Below are 21490 nucleotides of genomic sequence, written 5' to 3' on the forward strand. Positions count from 1 at the left end.
TGACCCGCACCCGGGGGGGGCCGTGGGGGCGGGGGCGCGCTCCCACATTTGGAATGCATACCTCCTGTGGGAGCGAGCCTGCTCGCGAAGGCGTCGGCGCAGACAACATCAATACCCGCTGTCTACCACCGCATCCGCACCCCCAAGCTACCAATAATCCCGTTCAGATCATTGTCATCCACATCACTGCTGTAATCCGCGCTCACATATAAACTCACCGACGGCGTCACCCGCGCCACCAGGCCCAGTCCCAACTCGACAAACGAGGAATTGCGGCTGCTGCTGATCTTGTCGACCTGATCCAGCGTCACCGTGTTGCCGGTGTACACCGTGTGCCACAGGTTCGTGCGCACATACGGCTCGACTGGCAGACCGCTCAAATCGTAACTGCCTTTCAACCGTGCGCCGACCCGGCCGCTCCACGAAGTGATGTCGCTGGACGAGGCGTTGCCATTGCCGGCATACGGCGTGTCGAGGGTGATGCGCTGATTGATCAGTTGTGCCTGCGGTTCGACCACCCAGTTTTCGCTCAGACCGATCGGGTAGCCACCCTCAACGGAAAAGGTCATGGCGCTGCCCTCGGTCAACTGCCGCGCGCCTTGTTCGTTACGGCTAAAGCCGTTGACCCGGCCACCGCTGGCCGTCAGATCAACGTGCCAGCCTTGCGGCCCGGTCAGGCTGTAATAAGCGCCGAGGCTCTGGCCTTGCAGGTTGAGGGTGTCAGTAGCCGGGTCGGCGAGGGCGCGGCTGGTGATTAAACCATTGCCGTTGCCTTGAATCTGGTTGACCCCGCCGATCAGTCCGATGGTTTGCGTATGCCCGCTGCCGCTTTGCAGGGTCAGCACCGCCGGGCCTTTCAGATCGCCGCTGCCGGGCATCGCGAAACCTGCCGATTGGACATCGATTTGCGCCTGTCGGGCGCTTTTGCCGTAGAGCTGATCCCAGGCAGAAGGGGAAATGTCTTCGGTGATCAGCTTGGCGCCCTGCACATCCGGGCGTGGACTGAAACGTTGTCGATCCGGGGTGATCACCGTTGCGGGCAAGGTCATCACCGGAACATCCTGGCGATACCACGCCGCCGTCTCATCCGCCGCAGGTCCGGCCTGCGCCTCCATGGATGAACACAGCAAGATAGAACTCGACACTGTGCAAAAAGTAACTTTGATCTCTGCTGAGGTGAATGAAGTTTTCATGGAGGTCTACCTTGCTATCGCATGCGCTGTCTCTGTGTGGCGTCTCTCCTACCCCGAACGAGGGGCGACCGAATGGAGCGGGGCGAACCGTGGCCGCTCGATTTCGCGAGTGTCCGAAGGCTCGCCCCGGACAGTGTTTCCGGGGGTAGTAAGGTTGAGCTAAGAAGACTGAGGGGCTTGCGTCAAGAAACTGCGCGATGAGTGGTAGGAGAGATATCAGACGACGCAACTGTCTGTTTTTCTGAACATATCTAAGGTGATGTTTATTGGGAAGAACGCCGCAAAACCTGCGGCGTAGACGTTTTAGCCCGCAGGCATAGGATTACAAATGCACTTCAACGGCCAGCGGCAAGTGATCGGACAGATGTGTCCACGGCTTGTTGCCGAGGATTCGCGGGTCATGGCTGCTGGCATTGCGCAGGTAGATCCGGTCGAGGCGCAGCAACGGGAATCGCGCCGGATAGGTCTTGGCCGGACGGCCGTGATGACGTTCGAAGGCCTCGTGCAGGTAATCGCGGCGGGCGAGGGCGGCGTTGCCCTGGAGCTGCCAGTCATTGAAATCGCCGGCGATAATCACCGGTGCATCTTCGGGCAACGATTCGAGCAACTGACAGAGGAGTTGCAGCTGTAATTGGCGATGGCTTTCGAGCAGGCTCAAATGCACGCAGATCGCGTGTACTTCCGCATGGCCCGGGACATCGAGCACACAGTGCAAAAGGCCTCGGCGTTCGGGGCCGGTGATTGAAACATCGAGATTGCGGTATTCGCGGATCGGATATTTCGACAGCAACGCATTGCCGTGGTGGCCATCGGGATAAACCGCGTTGCGCCCGTAGGCAAAGTCGCTCCACATGCTGTCGGCGAGAAATTCATACTGCGAGGTCTGCGGCCATTCGTTGTAGCGACTGGAATGCCGCTCGTGCTCGCCGACCACTTCCTGCAAAAACACCAGATCCGCCGAAGTGCTGCGCACCGCTTCACGCAGTTCCGGCAGAATGAAGCGCCGATTCAGCGCGGTAAAACCCTTGTGCGTATTCACCGTCAGCACGCGCAAGCGATGAATGACTGGCGCGTCGACCACATGACGCTTGAGATCGCTGGACACGTTCACTCCTCTGAATCCTGACTGCCTATTCATGCGACTGATGCGTTGGGGCGGCAGTTCCTTTGAACACCCATCAATATCTGCGTTGCCTGGCATACCGCTTTCGCGAGCAAGCTTTGCTCCTACAGGGCGTGCAGGTTTTGAATCGGGTGGAGATCAAAATGTAGGAGCAAAGCTTGCTCGCGAAGGCGTCGGCCCGTTCAGCATGGTCGTGGCAGGCACACCGCGTGAGCGTTAGACAAACACGATTTCATACGGCAGGCGCATCCGCTCAAGGATCACTGGCGGCAGCATTGGCGCGATGCCGATTGCCGGTTCGCCCTTGAGTTGGCTGGCATAGGCGTGGGTGGCGTGGCTTTTTCGCGCGACTGTCCAGGTGTCGAGCCTTAACTTGCGGGCGCGCTCCCAGGGAATCAGTTTCTGTTCGCGCTCGGGCCAGTGCCAGGCCCAGACCGGCACATCGTGAAAGGTCGCCCCGGCCTGTTCTGCCGCTTCAGCGGCGGCGCGGCCAACCGCTTCATGGTCGTCAATGCCATCGCCGCGCCAGGTGCTGAACACCACATCGCCAGGGCGCAGGTAGCGACTGATGAACTCCGTCAGTTGGCGTTCCTGGTCGAGCAGGGCATTGTGGGTAAACCCGCCGCGCACCCACTTCAGGCTGTGCATGGGCAGGCCGAGTCGGCGCAGGGCTTCGACACTCTCCTGCGGTCGGAACACGCTCAAGCGCTTTTCCGACCACTGTCGCGAGCCAGGGTGACTGGCGCTGCCGTCGGTAATCGAGAGCAATTGCAATGGATGACCCAGGCCGGAAAACAATTGCAGCAGGCCGCCGCACATCACCACTTCATCCCCCGGGTGCGGGGCGATGATCACAGCGCGCGCACCAGCGGGCACCAGGCTTCGGGTATTAATGACGGGAATATTGTCGAGTTGCGGGGCGCTGTTCCAGATCTGTGCGGTCGAACTGCTTTCACTGAGGGATAACGGTTTCATGTTGCGACGTCCTTGTTGGTTTCGCCCTCAGTCGTGCGCCTGGCAACGTTGCTCAACGTGTCCGACGCTTGAAGGCTGGTTGATTGCTACACGACGCTCCGAACCCTGGATTGCCGCGCAACAGAGTATTGCTCATGAACCACGATTCGTCTCGAAACCCAGCAATCTGATACGCTTTTTTTTAGCCTATCTGTACTAGGTTTCGCAAATAATCGCCGAATCCGCCCTGCGCTCGGCTGTCGAGCCGCGCACTGGTGTGCACCAACGGCCGATGACTCCACGCAATATTGGCGCCGGTCAGCTCCAGTTGCCGCACCAGTTGTACATCTTCATCACAGGCCAGCGGTTCGAAACCACCGGCCAAACGGTATGCGTCAGCACTGATGCCGAGGTTGGCGCCATGGATATGCCGATGGCCATCACCCGCCCGATAGTGGCTGTGATAACGAATCTGCGCCGCTTTATCGAACGACTCGTGCCAGCGCTCAACCGTCACCGTGCCGCACACAGCATCGGCGCCTAATCCCAGTTGCGCCACCAGCCAGTCGTCAGCCACGCGACTGTCGGCATCGGAGCAGGATATCCACCGCGCCCCTCGCTCCAGCAACATCCGCGCACCGGTCGCTCGCGCCTGACCTACATTGCGCGCTTTTATATTCAAGCTCAAAACTGGATATTTGCTGACAATCTGTTCCGAGCGGTCGGTGCAACTGTCGAGTACCACCAATACGTCGACCCGTTCGCCGGCGAGCAGTCCGTGTTTGCTGGCGCGTAATGCGGCACTCAGGCACTCGTCGAGCAAGTCTTCCTCGTTGTGCGCCGGAATCAGGATGCCAATCATCGCAAGCCCTCCAGCGCTGCCACGGAGCGCGGTTCGCGGCTCCACACTTCCAGAATGAAGTCCGCTTCCTGATGCAAAACCAGACGTGGCAGGTGCAAATGTTCGTGGAGCAAATCGTGAACCTGCCGCGCATTCAACGGGCAGTCGTCAATCGGCGGGCGCCAGTGACAGGCGAGCACTTGCCCGTCTGCAGCCAAGGACTGGCCCATGCGTTGGGCAACGGCTGTCAGATCATCGCGGTCGAGGTAGTAGCCGATTTCGCTAAATACAATCAGGTCGAATTTTTCCTCCGGCCAGTCCCCCGGCAGACGACTTTGGCGAACTTCGGCGTGGTCGAACAGACTTAATCGGGTTCGCGCCAGACGCACCGCTGCGTCGGCGGTGTCGCAGCACAACAAACGATCGCAGCGACCGGCCAGCTCTGCGCTCAACTCGCCGTTGGCGCAGCCCGGTTCGAAGATCGCTCGGTAGCGCGGACGCGGCAGGGCGGCGAGGGTGATCGCGCGTTTACGTTGCTCGTACCAGCGCTCGCGAAAGGCCCACGGGTCGTCGCTGCCGGCGAACAGGCCGTCGAAATAGCGATCATCGACACTCATAAAAACACCACTTCAAAAGGCTGCAGCAGGCGATCGATCACGTATGGCGCTAACACCGGTGCAAGCCCGGCTTGAGCGTCGCCTTCCAATTGACTGGCAAAAGCGTGCACCGCGTGACGTTTGCGCGCGACTTGCGCCGGCGTCAGGAGAATCTTGCGCGCACGTTGCCACGGCACGAAGGCGTCTTCGGGGGTTGCCCAGTGCCATGTCCACACCGGCAGCTCATGGCAGGTTGCGCCGACCTGACGCGCGGCTTCGGCACTGGCACGGCCGACGGCTTCGTGATCGCAATGGCCGTCTTCGCGCCACGTGGTAAACACCACGTCGTTGGGGCGCAGATGGCTTTCGATGAACGTGCGCAATTGCTGTTCCTGAGCAGCCACTTGAGTATCGGTGAACCCACCGCGCAACCATTTCAACCGATGCATTGGCAGGCCGAGGCGGCGCAACGCTTCAGCGGATTCTTGCGGCCGAATCACGCTCAAGCGTTCAACCGGCCAGCGTTCGGAACCGGGATGACTGGCGCTGCCGTCGGTGACCGAAATCAGTTGCAACGGGCGCCCGGCAGCGGCGAGCAGTTGCAGCAAACCGCCGCAACCCAGCACTTCATCGTCCGGGTGCGGTGCAATAATCACCGCGCGCGATCCGGGTGGTACCAGGCTCAGCACGTCGATGCTTTGCAGCTCCGCCAAATGCCGCGAGCCTTGCCATTGATGCAGGGTCGTTCCCTGGCCGACGATCGGATTGGCTCTCATAGCGACCAGACCTCATCGGGTTGTTGGGCAATCAGTTGGCCGAGGGCGGCGAGGTCGCGCTCGGCATGGCTTTGCCGGAGGAACACCGGCAGGTCAGCGATCAGTCGGGCGAAGTGGCGATCCTTGCAGTAAGGCCCGGCGCCCATTGCCCGGCCGACTTCACGGATCACCTGTTCGGCAGACTGCTCGACCACTGCGCGGGCGCGACGGGCGAGCAGTTCGGCGTTGTCTTCAGGGTTTGCATCAATATGCAAAGCGCTGAAGCGCAAAACATCCGCCGCCGCTTGCAAGGCACTGTCGACGGCGCCGAGATGGGCGAGGGCATGTGGTTCTTCACGCTGACCGCACTGCTTGCGCAACCGCTCGGCAATCTGCTGCGCCGCGCCGTACCAACAGGCGGCAATACCAATGCCGCCCTGCCAGAAACCCGGCCGTTGCAAGTAGTCGCCGGGATTGCCGATGGCCTGACCTTCAGCGCCATCGAACAACACTTCGACGCTGCCAGTCGCGCCCATGCCCACGGCGCGCCAACCTTCATCAGTGACCGTCACACCCGGTTGATCGAGCGCCACCGCGACCAATTGCTGTTGATCATCGGCGTCCCACGCCGTCAGTAGCGCATGACTGAGTACCGCCGCGCCGGAACACCAGGCTTTGCGTCCATTCAACTCGACCATATGCCCGGCCGGACTGACCTTCACCCGGGCTTGCGGCGGTTCCGCTGCCCACATCCCCCACGTGCTGCCGGGCGTCGGCGTACCACCGAGTTGTTCGATGATAGCCAGTGCATCGGTGTGCCCCTCATAGAGTTTGCATAACCCCAGATCATGCCCGCCGACAGCGGCTAAATGCTGAAAGCGCTCCAGCGTCAGACCGCTGCCGGGTAACGGCAAGCGGTCAAGCCCGGCCTCAACCATCGCTCGCAGGCACTGGCCGAGGGCGTGGGTGTCGGCATAATCCGGCGGTTTGCGGGCGAGATAACAGTGCAGATCCATATCAATCTTCTTCTTCGTGTTGCAGTTCAAACAGCAGCAGCGAACGGCCGGTCACTGAATATTCATGGCCGAAATCGAAGCGCTCCTGGCCACGAATCGAAGGCTGATTGGTATCGATCATGCACGTCCAGAAACCGCCGTCCGGCACTTCCGGCAAGGTGAAGTTAACGATGTCGTGGTGCGCGTTGACCACCAGCAACAAGGTCGCATCGGCACCTTTGCGGCGGATCCCGGTTTCTTGCGCGCGGCCATCAAGCAGCATGCCGAGGCAACGATTGTGTGCATCGTGCCAGTGCTCGGTGGTCATCTCGGTGGCGTCCGGCGCCAGCCAGGTGACGTCTTTGACGCCGATGTCCTCGTTGTACTCGCCGACCAGGAAACGTCCGCGGCGCAGAATCGGATAAGCCAGGCGCAGCTTGATCAGGCGTTTGACGAATTTCAGCAAGCCTTTGCCGTCTTCGCTCAGATCCCAGTTGACCCAACCGATCTCGCTGTCCTGGCAATACGCGTTGTTGTTGCCATCTTGCGTGCGGGCGAACTCATCGCCGGCAACGATCATCGGCGTGCCTTGCGACAGCAACAGTGTGGCGAAGAAATTGCGCATCTGCCGATGGCGCAGTTCGTTGATTTCCGGGTCGTCAGTCGGGCCTTCAACGCCGTGGTTCCACGACAGGTTGTTGTTGCTGCCGTCCTGATTGTTCTCGTCGTTGGCTTCGTTGTGCTTGTCGTTGTACGAGACCAGATCGTTGAGGGTGAAGCCGTCGTGCGCGGTAATGAAGTTCACCGACGAATACGGCCGACGTCCGCGCTGGTTGAACATCTCGCCGGACGCGGTCATGCGACTGGCGAAATCGGCAACCTGGCCGTCATCACCTTTCCAGAAGGCCCGCACGGTGTCGCGGAACTTGTCGTTCCACTCGACCCAGCCCGGCGGGAAGTTGCCGACCTGATAGCCACCGGGGCCGCAGTCCCACGGTTCGGCGATCATTTTCACTTGACGCAGCACCGGATCCTGACGGCAGGCCACGAGGAAGCTGTGACGTTCGTCGAAGCCATCGTGATAACGGCCAAGAATGGTCGCCAGGTCGAAGCGGAAACCGTCGACATGCATTTCCGTGGCCCAGTAACGCAGCGAGTCGGTAACCATTTGCAGCACGCACGGATGGCTCAGATCCAGTGTGTTGCCGGTGCCGGAGTCGTTGATGTAGTAGCGTTTGTCATCGGGCATTAAGCGGTAGTAAGAGGCGTTGTCGATCCCGCGCATCGACAGGGTCGGGCCCTGTTCGTTGCCTTCAGCGGTGTGGTTGTAGACCACGTCGAGAATCACTTCGAGATTGGCTTCGTGCAGGTGCGCAACCATCTCTTTGAATTCGGCGATCTTGCCGCTGGCCAGATAACGCGGATCTGGGGCGAAAAACGCGATGCTGTTGTAGCCCCAGTAATTGGTCATGCCTTTTTGCAGCAGGTGCTGGTCGTTGACGAAGGCGTGGATCGGCAACAGCTCGACCGACGAAACCCCGACGCTGCGAATGTGCTTGAGCACATCGTCATTCATCAGACCGGCGAAGGTGCCTCGCACGTTTTCCGGCACCGAGGGGTGACGCATGCTGATGCCGCGCACGTGGGTTTCGTAAATGATGGTTTTGTCCCACGGCACACTGACACGCTGGTCGTTGCCCCAGGTGTGTGCCGGGTCGATGACCTTGCACTTGGGCACGAACGGCGCGCTGTCGCGTTCATCGAAACTGAGGTCGGCGTCGGGGTGGCCGATTGTGTAGCCGAACAGCGCTTCCGACCATTTCAGTTCGCCGACCAGTTGTTTGGCGTACGGGTCGATGAGCAATTTGTTGTGGTTGAAGCGGTGGCCGTTGGCCGGATCGTAAGGGCCGTAAACGCGGTAGCCGTAGATCAGCCCCGGGTGCGCATCGGGCAAATAGCCGTGGTAAATCTCGTCGGTGTATTCCGGCAGTTCGATGCGTTCGAGTTCGACTTCGCCGGCATCGTCGAAGATGCACAGTTCGACCTTGGTGGCGTTGGCGGAGAACAGCGCAAAGTTCACCCCCAGACCATCCCAGGTCGCACCGAGCGGGAAGGGCAGGCCTTCACGAATTCTCGAAGGCTCAGCGTGCGCGGCGGGCTCGGCTTTTTTTGGACGGGTCATGATTGCTCCTGCAAAAAACGGGGACAGTTCAGTTGAAACCGGTTCCCGGTAGGAGCGAGATTTTGTGGTGAGGGGATTTATCCCCGTTCGGCTGCGCAGCAGTCGCAAAACCATTGCACGCGGTATGTCTGACACTCCGCAAGTGCAGCATTTGGGGCTGCTTCGCAACCCAACGGGGATAAATCCCCTCGCCACAAAAATCCATTCACCACAGAAGCCGGTTTAAACAAGGGATTTTGTGTATTTCTTGAGGACGAACGCGTCCTCGGTGGCGAGCAAGCCCGCCACACGGTCATTCAGTTCAATTCAATCGTCGGTAAAGCGTTAGATCGCCGAAGGCTTGCGCGGCGCTCGTGGCTTTTTCTCGGCGGGTTTTTCGCCGGGTGGAATCACCTTGGCGGCGCTGCTTGGCTTGGCCTTGGCCGCTGCCTTCGGTTTGGCAGCAGGTGTTTTCACTTCAGCGTCCTTGCCAGCGGTTTTGCTGCCCGCCGCTTTCGGGGCTTTCTTCGGTGCCAAGGCTTCAGCTTCAGCCAGTTTGCGCGCCATCTCCCAGTGGCGCTCCTCATGACCTTCAGGTTTCCCTTCCGATTCCCAGATTTGATAGGCGAATTCGCGAATGCGTTTATCGTCGGTACTCATCGCAATGCTCCTGAACTGAACTCATGCTTACGTTAAGTGTTGGATAAAGAGATTGACCGGGACATCCCCCAGCGCGTCGCTGATTTTCAGCTCCCTGTTTTTTGTGACTGCGCTGCTTTGAAAAAGTCCCTTCAGGTTTGTGTCAGAGGCGTCGAACGGTAAAACCACCCGGGTATCGCCCCAGCGCAGCGCATCGACCTGAGGTACAGCACTGTTTTCCAGCAGCGTCGCGCAACGGATCGGAACGATCACGATGGCGTGTTTCCCCTCGTGTTCGCGGGCAAACGCGAGCACGTTGTGCGCCTGCTCGCCCAGCACCTCCAGGGCCTGGTACGAGCCATGCCGAAACAGTTCGGCATGCTCGGCGCGCAAGTTCAGCACCTGCGCAATCAAGGCTTGCTTGATGCGCCCGTCACGCCAGTGCGTCAGCAGTTCCACAGGTGGCAGAGGCTTCTGCAGGGCCTGCTCGCGAGCGGCGTAATCCATCGGCCGGCGATTGTCCGGATCGACCAGGCTGAAGTCCCAGAACTCGTTGCCTTGATACAGGTCCGGCACCCCCGGCACGGTCATGCGCAGCAAGGTTTGCGCCAAACCATTGAGCGCGCCGGCAGCAGCGATACTGCTGACCGTCTTGGCCAGCGCCGCCCGCAGCAACTCGCCGTCTTCACCGGTCAGGAGTTTTTCGGTGAAGGCCTGGGTCGCATTTTCATAGGCTTCATTCGGCGCGCTCCAACTGCTTTGCAACTTGGCTTCGCGCAAGGCTTTCTGTTGCCACTGCCAGATGCGTTTGGCGTAGTCGGCGAAACCTTGTTGATCGTCGTCGCGCAAATCCAGCGGCCAACTACCGAGCAAGGCTTGATAAAGGATCAGTTCATCACCGGCCGACGGCACTTGGTCGTCAACCCGAACCGGGCGGGCGAGGGCGCGCCACAATTCGATTTGCTCGGCGTACCAGTGACTGCGCTCGCTGAGGACGGCCAGACGCGCGCGGGTGTCTTCGCCACGTTTGTGATCGTGGGTTGCGGTGGCGAGCAGGTTGTCGGGGAATTCGGCGAGACGCCGCTGATTGACCTCGTGGAAATCACTGACCGGCGCGCTGAATTGTTCAGTGTTGTAGCCGACGTCATTGCGCGACAGCAGCACTGCCGAGCGATACAGCGCGGTGTCTTCCACGGCTTTCGCCGCTGCCGGCGATGTCAGTTGTTGAAAGCGTACGCAGGCGTGCTTGAGGATTTTCCGCGAGCGGCCAAGCGGTTTGCGCCGCCACGGCGTGCCACCGAGCCACGCCGCCACGCAATCGAGCACCGGCCAATCGGCCTCGCTGAGCGTTGGTCGCGCACCGTCCATGGCTTGCTGGAAAAACACATCGTCCTGCGCCGAGCGGCCCGTCGCGCTGATGTAAGTGCGGTACACCGGGAAATGTATGATCAGCGCCTGCAATACGCGGCGGATGGCACCGAGGGTCAGGTCACGGGTCATCAGGTCGTCGCGGGCAACTTGCAGCAAGGCCTGCGCAACGCTTTCGCAATCGCTGGCCAGTGAACCGTTGAGGATCTGCTGACGCGCCAGTTGTGCCTCTTCAATAAACGCGGCGGGGCGTTCCGTGCGGCGTTGCCACAGCTCACCGAGCACATGTTCGCCGTCCGGATCGTGTTGCAGCAGCGACAGTTGATTCATGAATTCGTAGCCGGTGGTGCCGTCCACTGCCCAGTCGCGGTGCAGGGTTTCGCCGGCGCCGAGGATCTTCTCGACGTAGATCGGCAGGTGTCGATCCGGCGCGATCAGGTCAAGACGCCCGCGCAATTTACGGCAGTAACCCCGCGGATCGGCGAGGCCGTCGATGTGGTCGATACGCAAGCCGTCGACCAGACCTTCAGCGACCAACTGGAAGATTTTGCCGTGAGTCGCTTCAAAGACTGCCGGACGCTCAACGCGCAAACCACCGAGTTCATTGATGTCGAAGAAGCGCCGCCAATTGATGTCATCCGCGGCGGTGCGCCAACTGGCCAGGCGATAGCTCTGCCGCTCGAGCAATTGATGCAGCGCGTGGAAACCTTCCTCGGTGGTCGAGTCGTAATGCTTGAGGTTGTTTTCAATCGCTTGCAGCACTTGCGCATCGCTCGCCAGTTGCCGCAGTTCTTCCTTCAGCGGAACCGCCAGCGAATGCGCGTCGGTCTGATAACTCAGCGCACTGAAACGGTCAGCGAGAGGCTTCAGCGTTTCTTCGTGCTTGAGAATCTCGCCGTAATCATTCGGGCAGATCGGAAAGTGATGGTCGTAATGCTCGACGAAAAAGCTGCCAGTCTGCGCGTTGAAATGCAGCTTCAACGTGCCGTCCTGCAAGGCCACGCCGTAGTCACTGCCGAGGAACGGCAGCAACAACTGGCCTTCCATCAGCGGATCGGGCGAATGCCATTGGATATCGAAAAACTCGCCATACGGGCTCAGTCGTCCCCATTCCAGCAAGTCCAGCCACCACGGGTTGTCGTTACCACCGACGGCCATGTGGTTGGACACAATGTCGAGGATCAGCCCCATGTTGTGTTCGCGCAGGGTGCTGACCAGACGCCGCAGGGCCGGTTCGCCACCGAGTTCCGGGTTGACTTGCGTCGGGTCGACCACGTCGTAGCCGTGCATCGAACCGGCGCGGGCGGCGAGCAATGGCGAAGCGTAAATGTGGCTGATGCCCATTTGAGCGAAGTACGGCACCAGTGGCACCGCTTGTTCGAGGGTAAAACCTTTATGGAATTGCAGGCGCAACGTCGCGCGCAGTGGCTGGATAAGCGTTTGGTTCATTGGTCACGCTCGGCAGCCTGAAGACGCGCGCAAGCCAGCAGTTCCAGGCGTCGTGCGGCATCGACGCCGTCGAGCAACGCTTCGCTGGGGCCGGGCAAGCGACGCGACCAGTTAGGGTGGGTATCGATGGTGCCGGGCAGGTTCGCCTGTTCGTTGATGCCCAGCGCATCTTCCAGTGGCAGCAATACCAGCGGCGCACGGGTGTGGCCGAGGAAGCGTACAGCGGCATCGACGACTTGATCGGCCTCGTGGGACTCTTCGCGGAAGTTCTGCGGATCCTGGCTCAGTGCACTGCGCAAGCCTTCGCGCTCACGCTGACGATGCTGGCGCCATTCGATTTCGCCGTTGGCATCGACAAATCCAAGGCGTGCATTCCAGTCGATGTCGCGGCCGTGCCACCAGCCATTCAGGGTGGGCAGATCGTGGGTGCTGGTGGTCGCCAGCGCGTTATCCGGCCAGTCGAGAATAGGTTTGAAATGCGTATTGTCCTGTTCGAACAGCAGCACGCGCATGCCGAGCATCGAGCGGGCGATGAGTTTTTCGCGCAGACCGTCGGGCACGGTGCCAAGGTCTTCGCCAAGAACGATGGCTTGATGACGATGGGACTCCAGCGTCAGCAAACGCAGCAAGTCATCCACCGGGTAATACAGGTAAGCGCCATCCGCCGGCGCCGAGCCGTTAGGGATCACCCATAAACGTTGCAGGCCCATGACGTGGTCGATGCGCAAACCGCCGGCATGGGCGAAGTTAGCGCGGAGCATGTCGATAAAGGCGCGGAAGCCGTTGCGAATCAGACCTTCCGGCGAAAACGCGGAAATCCCCCAGCCTTGTCCGGAGCGATTGAGAATGTCCGGCGGCGCACCGACGGTCAGCGAGGCGAGCAACTCATCCTGAAAACTCCAGGCCTGACTGCCGGCGCCATCGGCACCCACTGCCAGATCAGCGATCAGGCCAATGCCCATGCCGGCGCTGCGGGCGGCGGTTTGCGCACGCTCGAGGCAGCGGTGGATCAGCCATTGGCAGAAGGCGAAGTAGCCGATGCGATCGGCATATTCTTCGGCGAACGCTTCAAGCGCGGCGCCGCGCGGGTCGTGCCAGTGTTCCGGCCATTGCCGCCAGTCGAGGTTCTCGCCACGGGCGGCGCGCATTTCCTGAATCGCTTCGAAGCGGCAATGGTTTTCCAGCGCTTCGCCACCGGCGTGACGAAAACTGGCGAAGTCCGGGTGCAACGGGTGATCGCCAGCAACGAAGCCTTCGTACAACGCTTGCAGCAGTTTCTGCTTGGCGTCAGCGGCAGCGGGCCAGTCGACCAGTTTCAAGTCTTCCAGATGCGCAAACTGCTCGGCCAGGCCGGTGGCGTCGATGGCATCACGCAGGGCGCGTTCGCCGAGAATCGCACCGGGCGCGGCGTATAACGAATTAAGAAACAGGCGACTGGACGGCGAATAAGGGCTGTAGCGGCCGGTGTCGGCGCTGAACATCGCGTGCAACGGGCTGATCGCCAAGGCTTCGGCACCGCGTTCGCCGGCGACTCGCGCCAGTTCTTCCAGCGCTTGAGTATCACCGAAACCGCCATCGCCGGAGCGACGCAGCGAATATAGCTGCACGCTCAGGCCCCAGGCACGGGGGATCGGATTGTCCACCGCATCACCGACGCTGAAGCAGCGTTCCGGCGCGACGGCGAGGGTGAAAAATTGATCGGCGATGTGCACCTGCTGATAACCGACCGGCACCAGACCGGGCAGCACTGCCTCGGAGTCCAGTTTCAGGTTCAGTCGCGAGCCGTCTTCAAGAACGATTTCACACGGGGTCTCCGGCGCAAAATACCGCGCCAGATCGACGCCGACGCCGACATCGCTGGTCAGCAGCGGCGGCAAATGACGGTCTTGTTGCACGGCTTGCAATTCCAGCAGGCTGGCGTCGATTTCCTGCGCGGTGCTGGCCGGGTGGCCGAGGCCGATCAGGACATTGCGCAGCACCGCCGGGGCGACTTTCTGCGGGCGGCCGTTCGCGTCGATCCAGTCGACAGCAAGGCCGGCTCGGCTGGCGAGAATTTCCAGTTGCGCATCGCTCATAGGCGCTCTCCATCCAGAGGTTGCAAAGGGGTTGCGGCCGTGAGGCTGACAAGCGCGCAATACGCGGGCAGTTGGCCCGATTCCGATAGATCGACGGTGGGTGGCTGTTGAAACAACCACACGGCCTCGGTCTGTGGAGGGTTGACCACTGGCGTGTCGCTGAGGTTCAGGTCAATTCGCAGCTCACTGCCATTGCCCAATCGCCAGCGTGCACTGACCGCCGCGTGACCGAGCATGTGCGCGCCGAGTGCCTGGGTGCCGGACAGATGCGGAATGATGTATTGATGGCGAAATTGCAGCAGCTTTTGGTACAGCGCGAGGGTTTCCTGCTGTTTGACGCTGCCATTGCCGATCAACCTTGGCTGTGAATCGTGGAAGGTTTTTTCGGCATTCGGGTCGGGGATTTGCTCGCGTTTGTGCGGATCGGTGAAGGCGCTGAACGCGGCGAATTCATTGCGTCGGCCTTCGCGCACCAGTTCGGCCAGTTCGCCATGGTGGCTGGTGAAAAACTGGAAGGGCTGTTCAGCGGCAAATTCATCGCCCATGAACATCAGCGGAATCATCGGTGACAGCAGCAACAGCACGGTCGCTGCCTGCACGGCGCGCGGGTCGGCCAGATGATGCAGGCGTTCGCCGAATGCGCGGTTACCGATCTGATCGTGGTTTTGCAGGAACAGCACGAACGCGGTGGACGGCAGGTGTTCGCTGGGTTCGCCGCGCGGCTCGCCATGGCGGGTGATGTGGCCCTGGAAAACAAAACCCTGACTCAGGCACCGCACCAATTGCTCGGTGGGTTGCGCGGCGTAGTCGGCGTAATAGGCGTCGGTTTCACCGGTGAGCAAAACATGCAGGGCGTTGTGGCCGTCGTCATTCCACTGCGCGTCGTAGTCGTATTCGAGCAGGCTGGATTGGTTGAGTTCGTTTTCAACGGTGAGCCAGACATGCCGGGTCGGGTCGATCTGCGCGCGGATGCGCTGGGCCATTTCCGTGAGGAAATCCGGGTCTTCGATGGCATGCACTGCATCGAGGCGTAAACCGTCGAAGCGGTATTCGAGCAACCACATCAGGGCGTTTTCGATAAAGAACTCGCGCACCTCGGTGCGGCGGAAATCGATCGCCGCGCCCCATGGCGTGTGTTTGTCTTCGCGGAAAAAGCCTTTGGCGTAGCGGTGCAGGTAATTGCCGTCGGGGCCGAAGTGGTTGTAGACCACGTCGAGAATCACCGCCAGCCCATGACCGTGGGCGCTGTCGATCAAATGTTTGAGTTGTTCCGGGGTGCCGTAGGAGGCTTGCGGGGCGTAGGGCAGAACCCCGTCGTAACCCCAATTGCGCTCGCCGGGGAATTGCGCCAGCGGCATCAGTTCGATGGCGGTAATGCCCAAACCTGCGAGGCGCGCCAGATGTTGTTCGACTTCAGCGAAACCACCGAGCGCACCGACGTGCAACTCGTAGATCACTGCTTCACTCCACGGGCGACCGTGCCAGGCACTGTGTCGCCATTGATAGGCCAGCGGATCGACCACCACGCTGTGGCGGTCGAGGCCACCGTCCTGCGCGCGGGAGGCCGGGTCGGGCACCTCCAGTTCGCCGTCGATGTTGTAGCGGTAGCGGGTACCCGCCGCACAGCGTGCCTTGATCACAAACCAGCCGTCTGCCTGAGGCAGCATTGGCAGGGACTGGCCGTCTTCGAGTTCGACACTGACGTAAAACGCATCTGGCGCCCACAGCGCAAATTGCGTGTGCTCGGCATCCAGCATGATCGCGCCGTGGGGCCAGGTTTCAATAGACCGGAACGGCATCGTTTACAACCTCCTTGTTCCTTGTGAATCGGTTACTTGTGGATTGCTTTACCCAAGGCCTTGGCCACCAGTTGTTCGTAGAGTTCGGCGTACGGTTCAACCGCTTTGCACCAGTTGAACGGTGCCGCCATTGCCCGGCAACGCATGGCATTGAGCAAATCAGGATAGGCGAAGACTTTGAACGCACGGCTCAAGGCTTCTTGATAGCTTTCAACAGTGGATTCGTCGAAGAGGAAACCGGTAATCCCATTTTCAATGGTGTCAGCCAGCCCGCCGGTGTTGCGCGCAACCGGCAATGAGCCGAAGCGCTGGGCGTACATCTGGCTCAGACCGCAGGGTTCATAACGCGAAGGCATCAACAGAAAATCGCTGCCGGCGAACATGCGACGGGCGTCGGTTTCGTTGAAGCCGATGCGCACACCGATCTGGCCCGGGAAGCGCAGGGCCAGTTCGCGCATGGCTTGCTCTTCTTCCGGCTCGCCACGACCGATGATCGCGATCTGGCCGCCGTTCTGCACGATGTACTCGGACACGGCTTCAGTCAGATCCAGACCTTTCTGATACACCAGACGCGACACAACAGCGAACAGCGGGCCGTCGGAGTCATTCAGTTCAAACAGCTCGCGAACGTGGGCGGCATTGACGGCTTTGCCTTCCCAGTCACCAATGGCGAACGGTGCGAACAGGTGCGGGTCCGTGGCGGCGTCCCAGCTCTCATCGATACCGTTAGGGATACCGCTGAGCAAACCTTGCTGGGTCTTGGCGGCAAGAAAACCGTCGAGGCCGCAGCCGAAATCCGGGGTGGTGATTTCCTGCGCGTAGGTGGCGCTGACCGTGGTGATGTGGCTCGAGTAGGCCATGCCGGCCTTGAGAAACGACATCTTGCCGTAGAACTCCATGCCTTCCTGTTGCAGGGCATGGTTGGGAATGCCCAGTTCAGGGCACGAGCCGAGGCTGGTCACGCCTTGATACGCGAGGTTGTGAATGGTGAACAGGGTCGGTGTGCGCTGCCCGCGCCAGTGCATATAAGCAGGGGCCAGACCAGCCGGCCAGTCGTGGGCGTGCACCAGATCCGGGCACCAGTGGATTTGTGCGAGGTTGGCGGCGATGTCGGCAGCGGCCAGACCGAGACGGGCGAAGCGGATATGGTTGTCCGGCCAGTCGCGACCGTTGTTGGCGCCATACGGCGAGCCTTCGCGCTCGTACAGTTCCGGGCAGATCAACACATAGATCACCAGACCGTCAGGCATGTCCATGCGCCCGATCTTGCATGGAGGCAGCGCAGCATGACCGCCGAGTTCGCCGATGATGTGGATCGGGTTCTCGCTGTGCATCACTTGCGGGTAACCGGGGATCAACACGCGCACATCGTGCAGATGGGCCATGGCACGGGGCAGGGCGGCAGACACGTCACCCAGACCGCCGGTCTTCACCAGGTCGGCGATTTCCGAGGTCACGAACAACACTTTCTTCTTGTTGGGATTCTGACTTGCTACTGGCGTCAGCGTTTTGGTGCCGGGGACGTTGATCTGTCGGCTGCCGGGAACGCTGATGGTGCTCGATTCACCCATCGATTGGTGAGCACGCTCTCCCTGAATATCCAATGCCGCACTGATCATATGAATCTCCCGTGTTGTTGATCTGATTCTTGTGTTCTCTCTGTAGGAGCTGCCGAAGGCTGCGATCATTGGCTTTTAAAGGATCAAAAGATCGCAGCCTTCGGCAGCTCCTGCGTACGGCAAGCGCAAACGCGCCACGCATCGGTGAGCAAACGCTACCCAACACGCGCAAGCAGAATGGGTGTTTGGGCTATTGCAAGGATTGCACCAGCCGCTTCGGCCCTACCTTTGTGATGACCCGCCGCGTCGTGCAAAAGTTTCGACTTTTTTTCCGGAATGTGACCAACCGGTTTCGTGCCCCGAAAACCAGTCTAGGCCAGATCCTAGAGCGGGCGAGGGCAAATGGGTAAATTGTTCGACAATCGGTTTGCTTTAATCGGTAACCGGAGTTTTCAGGGGTAAACGCACCGACGAAGTGCAGGTTTTTTTTGGGCGGGGGGCTAAAACGGTGACTGAACAGTCACAATTTTGTGCTGGAGAAGGAGGGGGTTGCACTGTTGTGGTGCGGGCAGTTTGTTGTTGGGGCGACAGTTAGTGCCCCTTCGCGGGCAAGCCCACTCCCACAGGTTGATCGCGTTCCATCTGAAGGAACGCGGTCAAAAATGTGGGAGCGGGCTTGCTCGCGAAGGCGATGGCACCTTCACCATCGCAATCAGGAAATGACTCAATTCAACAACCGAATCGGCTCCCCCGCAGCCCAGCTCTTAATATCCTCGATCATCTGCGAAAAGAACTGCTCATAATTCTGCCGACTCACGTACCCGACATGCGGCGTCGCCAGCACATTGTCCAACGTGCGAAACGGGTGCATGTCCGGCAACGGCTCCTGTTCGTACACATCCAGCGCCGCCCCGGCGATCTGCTGTTTCTGCAACGCCTTGATCAGCGCCGCTTCATCAACAATCGGCCCGCGCGCGGTGTTCACCAGCAGCGCCGTCGGTTTCATCCAGCCCAGCGCCTGCGCATCGACCAAGCCGCGACTGCGCTCGCTGAGCACCAGATGCACCGACAACACATCCGCCTGCTCGAACAGCGCCTGCTTGCTGACGTACGTCACGCCGACCTGTTCAGCTCGCTCAGCCGTGAGATTCTCGCTCCAAGCGATAACGCGCATGCCAAACACCTGACCAAATTGCGCGACACGCTGGCCAATGCTGCCGAGGCCGAGAATGCCCAGCGTCTTGCCATGCAGGTCGCCACCCAGACCCTGCTGCCACTGCCCGGCGCGCAGGGAATTGGCTTCGTTCACCAGATTGCGCGTGGCCGCCATGATCAGCGCCCATGTCAATTCCGGCGCTGCATGTTTGTAGCTATCAGTGCCGCAGACCTTGATCCCGAGTTTGGCTGCGGCTGGCATGTCCAGCGCCGCATTGCGCATGCCGCCGGTGACCAGCAGCTTCAGATTGGGCAGACGCTTGAGCAAATCCTCATCGAAACGCGTGCGCTCGCGCATCACGCAAATCACCTGATAGCGGCCCAGACGTTGCGCCAAAATGGCGTTGTCCGCCGGGTAATCATGTTCAAACGTGACTTCGCCGATGCCGTCCAGCACAGACCAGTCGACCACGTTGCGGGCCACGTCTTGCCAGTCATCGATTACCGCAATCTGCACCGCCATCAGCCTTACCTCATCAATGAACGGGATTGGTTTTGCTCAGCCAGCCCAGCAGCGCTTTGTGGAACTGCTCGGGTTCTTCCATTTGTGGCGCGTGGCCCATGCCGGGGAATTCCACCAGCGTCGACTGCGGGATCAGTTTCGCCACCTCTTTGCCGAGAACGTCGTAGTGACCGATCTTCGCCTTCACTTCCGGTGGCGCAATGTCCTTGCCGATGGCCGTGGTGTCGGAGGTACCGATCAACAACAGCGTCGGCATTTTCAGGTCCTTGAACTCGTAATACACCGGTTGGGTGAAAATCATGTCGTAGATCAGCGCCGAATTCCACGCGACCTGGGTCTTGCCCGGGCCTTTGCTGAGGCCGGCGAGCATATCGACCCAGCGATCAAATTCAGGCTTCCAGCGGCCATCGTAATAAGTCGTGCGTTCGTAGTCGCGAATGCCTTGGGCGGAGACTTTCAGTTCGCGCTCATACCACTGATCCACGCTGCGATAGGGCACGCCAAGGGCCTTCCAGTCTTCCAGACCGATCGGGTTAACCAGCGCCAGTTGATCGACCTGCTCCGGGAAAAGCAGCGCATAACGCGTGGCCAGCATGCCGCCGGTGGAGTGGCCGAGCAGCGTAGCTTTCTGGATGCCCAGCGCTTTCAGCAGTTGCTGGGTGTTGGTCGCCAGTTGCTGGAAGCTGTACTGATAGTTGTCGGGTTTGCTGGAGGAGCAGAAACCAATCTGATCCGGCGCGATCACCCGGTAACCGGCCTCGCTCAGTGCTTTGATCGAACTGTCCCAGGTCGCGCCGCAAAAATTCTTGCCGTGCATCAACACCACGGTGCGGCCATTGGCCTTGCCGTGAGCGGCGACGTCCATGTAACCCATTTGCAGGGATTTGCCTTGGGACTGGAAGGCGAAGTGTTTAAGCGTGTAAGGGTATTCGAACCCCTGCAGTTCCGGGCCATACGCCGGGCCTTCGGCGGGCGCGGTTTCAGTGGCGGCATGCGCAAACAGGGGCAGGGCGGCGCTGAGAAACAGGCCGGGCAACCAGCGGTTTAACGAGTTGGACATAGGGACAAACTCCATGGAAATCGGCCGATGCTGGAATGGCCGCATTACGGCGACGTTAAACACACAGGCAATGTCGGCGGCTGATGGTTCAACCGAGCCAGCCGAGAGTTAACAGGGCCAGCACGCCATAGCGCGCGCCTTTGGCGAGTGTGACGATCAGCAGAAAGCGTCCGAGCGGTTCGCGCATGACGCCGGCGATCAGGGTCAGTGGGTCACCGATAATCGGCAGCCAACTCAGCAGCAACGACCAATGACCGTAACGCTCATAGTGCTTGCGCGCCGTGGCCATGTGTTTGGCGCTGACCGGAAACCAGCGGCGCTCCTGAAAGCGCTCGATCCCGCGCCCCAGCCACCAATTGACCAGCGAGCCGAGCACATTGCCCAGCGTCGCTACCGCCAACAACCCCCACAGCCAGTAGCGCTCGCTGACGATCAACCCGACCAGTAACGCCTCGGACTGCAACGGCAATAACGTTGCCGCACCGAACGCGGCAAAAAACAGCCCGACGTATGCTGCACCCATCAATGAGCCGGGTAGTCCGCCACCACGACGTCAGTGCCGTTCTTCTTCAAGCCGATCACTTGATAAGCATCGCTCATGCCATCCATTTCCATGCCCGGCGAGCCCATCGGCATGCCCGGCGCGGCGACACCGAGCAGATCATCGCGCTTGCTCAGGGCCAGCACTTGATCGGCCGGCACATGGCCTTCGACGAATTTGCCATTGATGATTGCGGTGTGGCACGACGCCAGACGCGGTGGCACGCCGTGTTGTTGTTTGAAGCTGCTCATGTCGCTTTCAACATGGTCTTCAACTTTGAAACCGTTGGCTTCGAGGTGGCTGATCCACTTCTTGCAGCAGCCGCAATTGGCGTCGCGGTGAACTTCGATCGGGATCAGATCGGCGGCTTGCGCCAGGGAAGAAATGAACAGGGCGCTCAGGGTGAGCAGACGTAGAGGGGTTCGCATGACAGGTTCTCGAGTCGAGTGGCGGTCGAAAAAGAACGTATTTTGACCGGTTTTTCCTGCCCGGCTTCAACGGAGTGTTTCCAGTTGCTACAAGACAGACCAGCAGGATGATCGTAGATCAAGGCTGACAGCCAGCTGAGTGCGGGATGACAAATTTGTCAGATTTTTGTGCATACCACTTGACCCTGTGGGAGCGAGCCTGCTCGCGAATGCGGAAGTCCTGTCACCAAAGTCGTAACTGACAGCACGCTTTCGCGAGCAGGCTCGCTCCCACAG

General features: G+C 60.2%; 17 protein-coding genes. All 17 read right to left on the minus strand.

Annotated features, from left to right (window positions below):
- Positions 1–122: 122 nt before the first annotated feature.
- The 17 genes from QMX93_RS22360 to QMX93_RS22440 all read right to left on the minus strand — a co-directional run bounded on the left by QMX93_RS22360 (position 123) and on the right by QMX93_RS22440 (position 21214).
- Positions 123–1193, minus strand: a complete 1071-nt coding sequence (locus QMX93_RS22360) for an autotransporter outer membrane beta-barrel domain-containing protein (RefSeq protein WP_282358001.1) — start codon at positions 1191–1193, stop codon at positions 123–125.
- A gap of 322 nt (positions 1194–1515) precedes the next feature.
- A complete protein-coding gene (locus QMX93_RS22365; protein ID WP_053120620.1) occupies positions 1516–2298 on the minus strand; it encodes an endonuclease/exonuclease/phosphatase family protein in 783 nt (260 codons plus the stop codon).
- Positions 2299–2532: 234 nt separating this feature from the next.
- Entirely contained in the window at positions 2533–3291 is a 759-nt protein-coding gene (locus tag QMX93_RS22370) for a PIG-L family deacetylase (protein ID WP_053120587.1), read from the minus strand.
- Positions 3292–3472: 181 nt separating this feature from the next.
- Positions 3473–4132 carry a glycosyltransferase gene (locus QMX93_RS22375; RefSeq protein ID WP_282358005.1) on the minus strand — a complete coding sequence of 220 codons (660 nt, stop codon included), beginning with the start codon at positions 4130–4132 and terminating at the stop codon, positions 3473–3475.
- Positions 4129–4728: an SAM-dependent methyltransferase gene (locus QMX93_RS22380; RefSeq protein ID WP_282358006.1), complete on the minus strand. Its 600-nt coding sequence runs from the start codon at positions 4726–4728 to the stop codon at positions 4129–4131. Before QMX93_RS22380 ends, QMX93_RS22375 begins: the two co-directional genes overlap by 4 nt.
- Positions 4725–5483, minus strand: a complete 759-nt coding sequence (locus QMX93_RS22385; RefSeq protein ID WP_282358007.1) for a PIG-L family deacetylase — start codon at positions 5481–5483, stop codon at positions 4725–4727. Before QMX93_RS22385 ends, QMX93_RS22380 begins: the two co-directional genes overlap by 4 nt.
- A complete protein-coding gene (locus QMX93_RS22390) occupies positions 5480–6478 on the minus strand; it encodes an acyl-CoA dehydrogenase (RefSeq protein ID WP_282358008.1) in 999 nt (332 codons plus the stop codon). The genes QMX93_RS22385 and QMX93_RS22390 overlap by 4 nt, the downstream gene beginning before the upstream one ends.
- 1 nt (position 6479) lies before the next feature.
- Positions 6480–8639, minus strand: a complete 2160-nt coding sequence (glgX, locus tag QMX93_RS22395) for a glycogen debranching protein GlgX (RefSeq protein ID WP_159812411.1) — start codon at positions 8637–8639, stop codon at positions 6480–6482.
- 324 nt (positions 8640–8963) lie between these two features.
- Positions 8964–9278 carry a DUF2934 domain-containing protein gene (locus QMX93_RS22400; protein WP_282358009.1) on the minus strand — a complete coding sequence of 105 codons (315 nt, stop codon included), beginning with the start codon at positions 9276–9278 and terminating at the stop codon, positions 8964–8966.
- A gap of 27 nt (positions 9279–9305) precedes the next feature.
- On the minus strand, positions 9306–12074 hold the full coding sequence (locus tag QMX93_RS22405) for a malto-oligosyltrehalose synthase (RefSeq protein WP_282358010.1): 2769 nt from the start codon (positions 12072–12074) through the stop codon (positions 9306–9308).
- On the minus strand, positions 12071–14149 hold the full coding sequence (malQ, locus tag QMX93_RS22410) for a 4-alpha-glucanotransferase (RefSeq protein WP_282358011.1): 2079 nt from the start codon (positions 14147–14149) through the stop codon (positions 12071–12073). The genes QMX93_RS22405 and malQ overlap by 4 nt, the downstream gene beginning before the upstream one ends.
- Entirely contained in the window at positions 14146–15948 is a 1803-nt protein-coding gene (gene treZ, locus QMX93_RS22415) for a malto-oligosyltrehalose trehalohydrolase (protein ID WP_282358012.1), read from the minus strand. The genes malQ and treZ overlap by 4 nt, the downstream gene beginning before the upstream one ends.
- A gap of 32 nt (positions 15949–15980) precedes the next feature.
- Positions 15981–17567 (minus strand): glycogen synthase GlgA, encoded by a 1587-nt coding sequence (glgA, locus tag QMX93_RS22420; protein WP_053120566.1) that lies wholly within the window; start codon positions 17565–17567, stop codon positions 15981–15983.
- Between the two features lie 664 nt (positions 17568–18231).
- Positions 18232–19185, minus strand: coding sequence for a D-2-hydroxyacid dehydrogenase family protein (locus QMX93_RS22425; protein WP_282358013.1), 954 nt, complete (start codon positions 19183–19185; stop codon positions 18232–18234).
- A 13-nt stretch (positions 19186–19198) separates the two neighbouring features.
- On the minus strand, positions 19199–20245 hold the full coding sequence (locus tag QMX93_RS22430) for an alpha/beta hydrolase (RefSeq protein WP_282358014.1): 1047 nt from the start codon (positions 20243–20245) through the stop codon (positions 19199–19201).
- 88 nt (positions 20246–20333) lie between these two features.
- Complete coding sequence (locus QMX93_RS22435; RefSeq protein ID WP_282358015.1) at positions 20334–20768, minus strand: YqaA family protein; 435 nt, start codon at positions 20766–20768, stop codon at positions 20334–20336.
- Positions 20768–21214 (minus strand): DUF411 domain-containing protein, encoded by a 447-nt coding sequence (locus tag QMX93_RS22440; protein ID WP_282358016.1) that lies wholly within the window; start codon positions 21212–21214, stop codon positions 20768–20770. The genes QMX93_RS22435 and QMX93_RS22440 overlap by 1 nt, the downstream gene beginning before the upstream one ends.
- Positions 21215–21490: the final 276 nt, after the last annotated feature.

Origin of the sequence: Pseudomonas sp. PS01303 (assembly GCF_029959385.1) — a bacterium.
GTDB classification, from domain to species: domain Bacteria; phylum Pseudomonadota; class Gammaproteobacteria; order Pseudomonadales; family Pseudomonadaceae; genus Aquipseudomonas; species Aquipseudomonas rustica.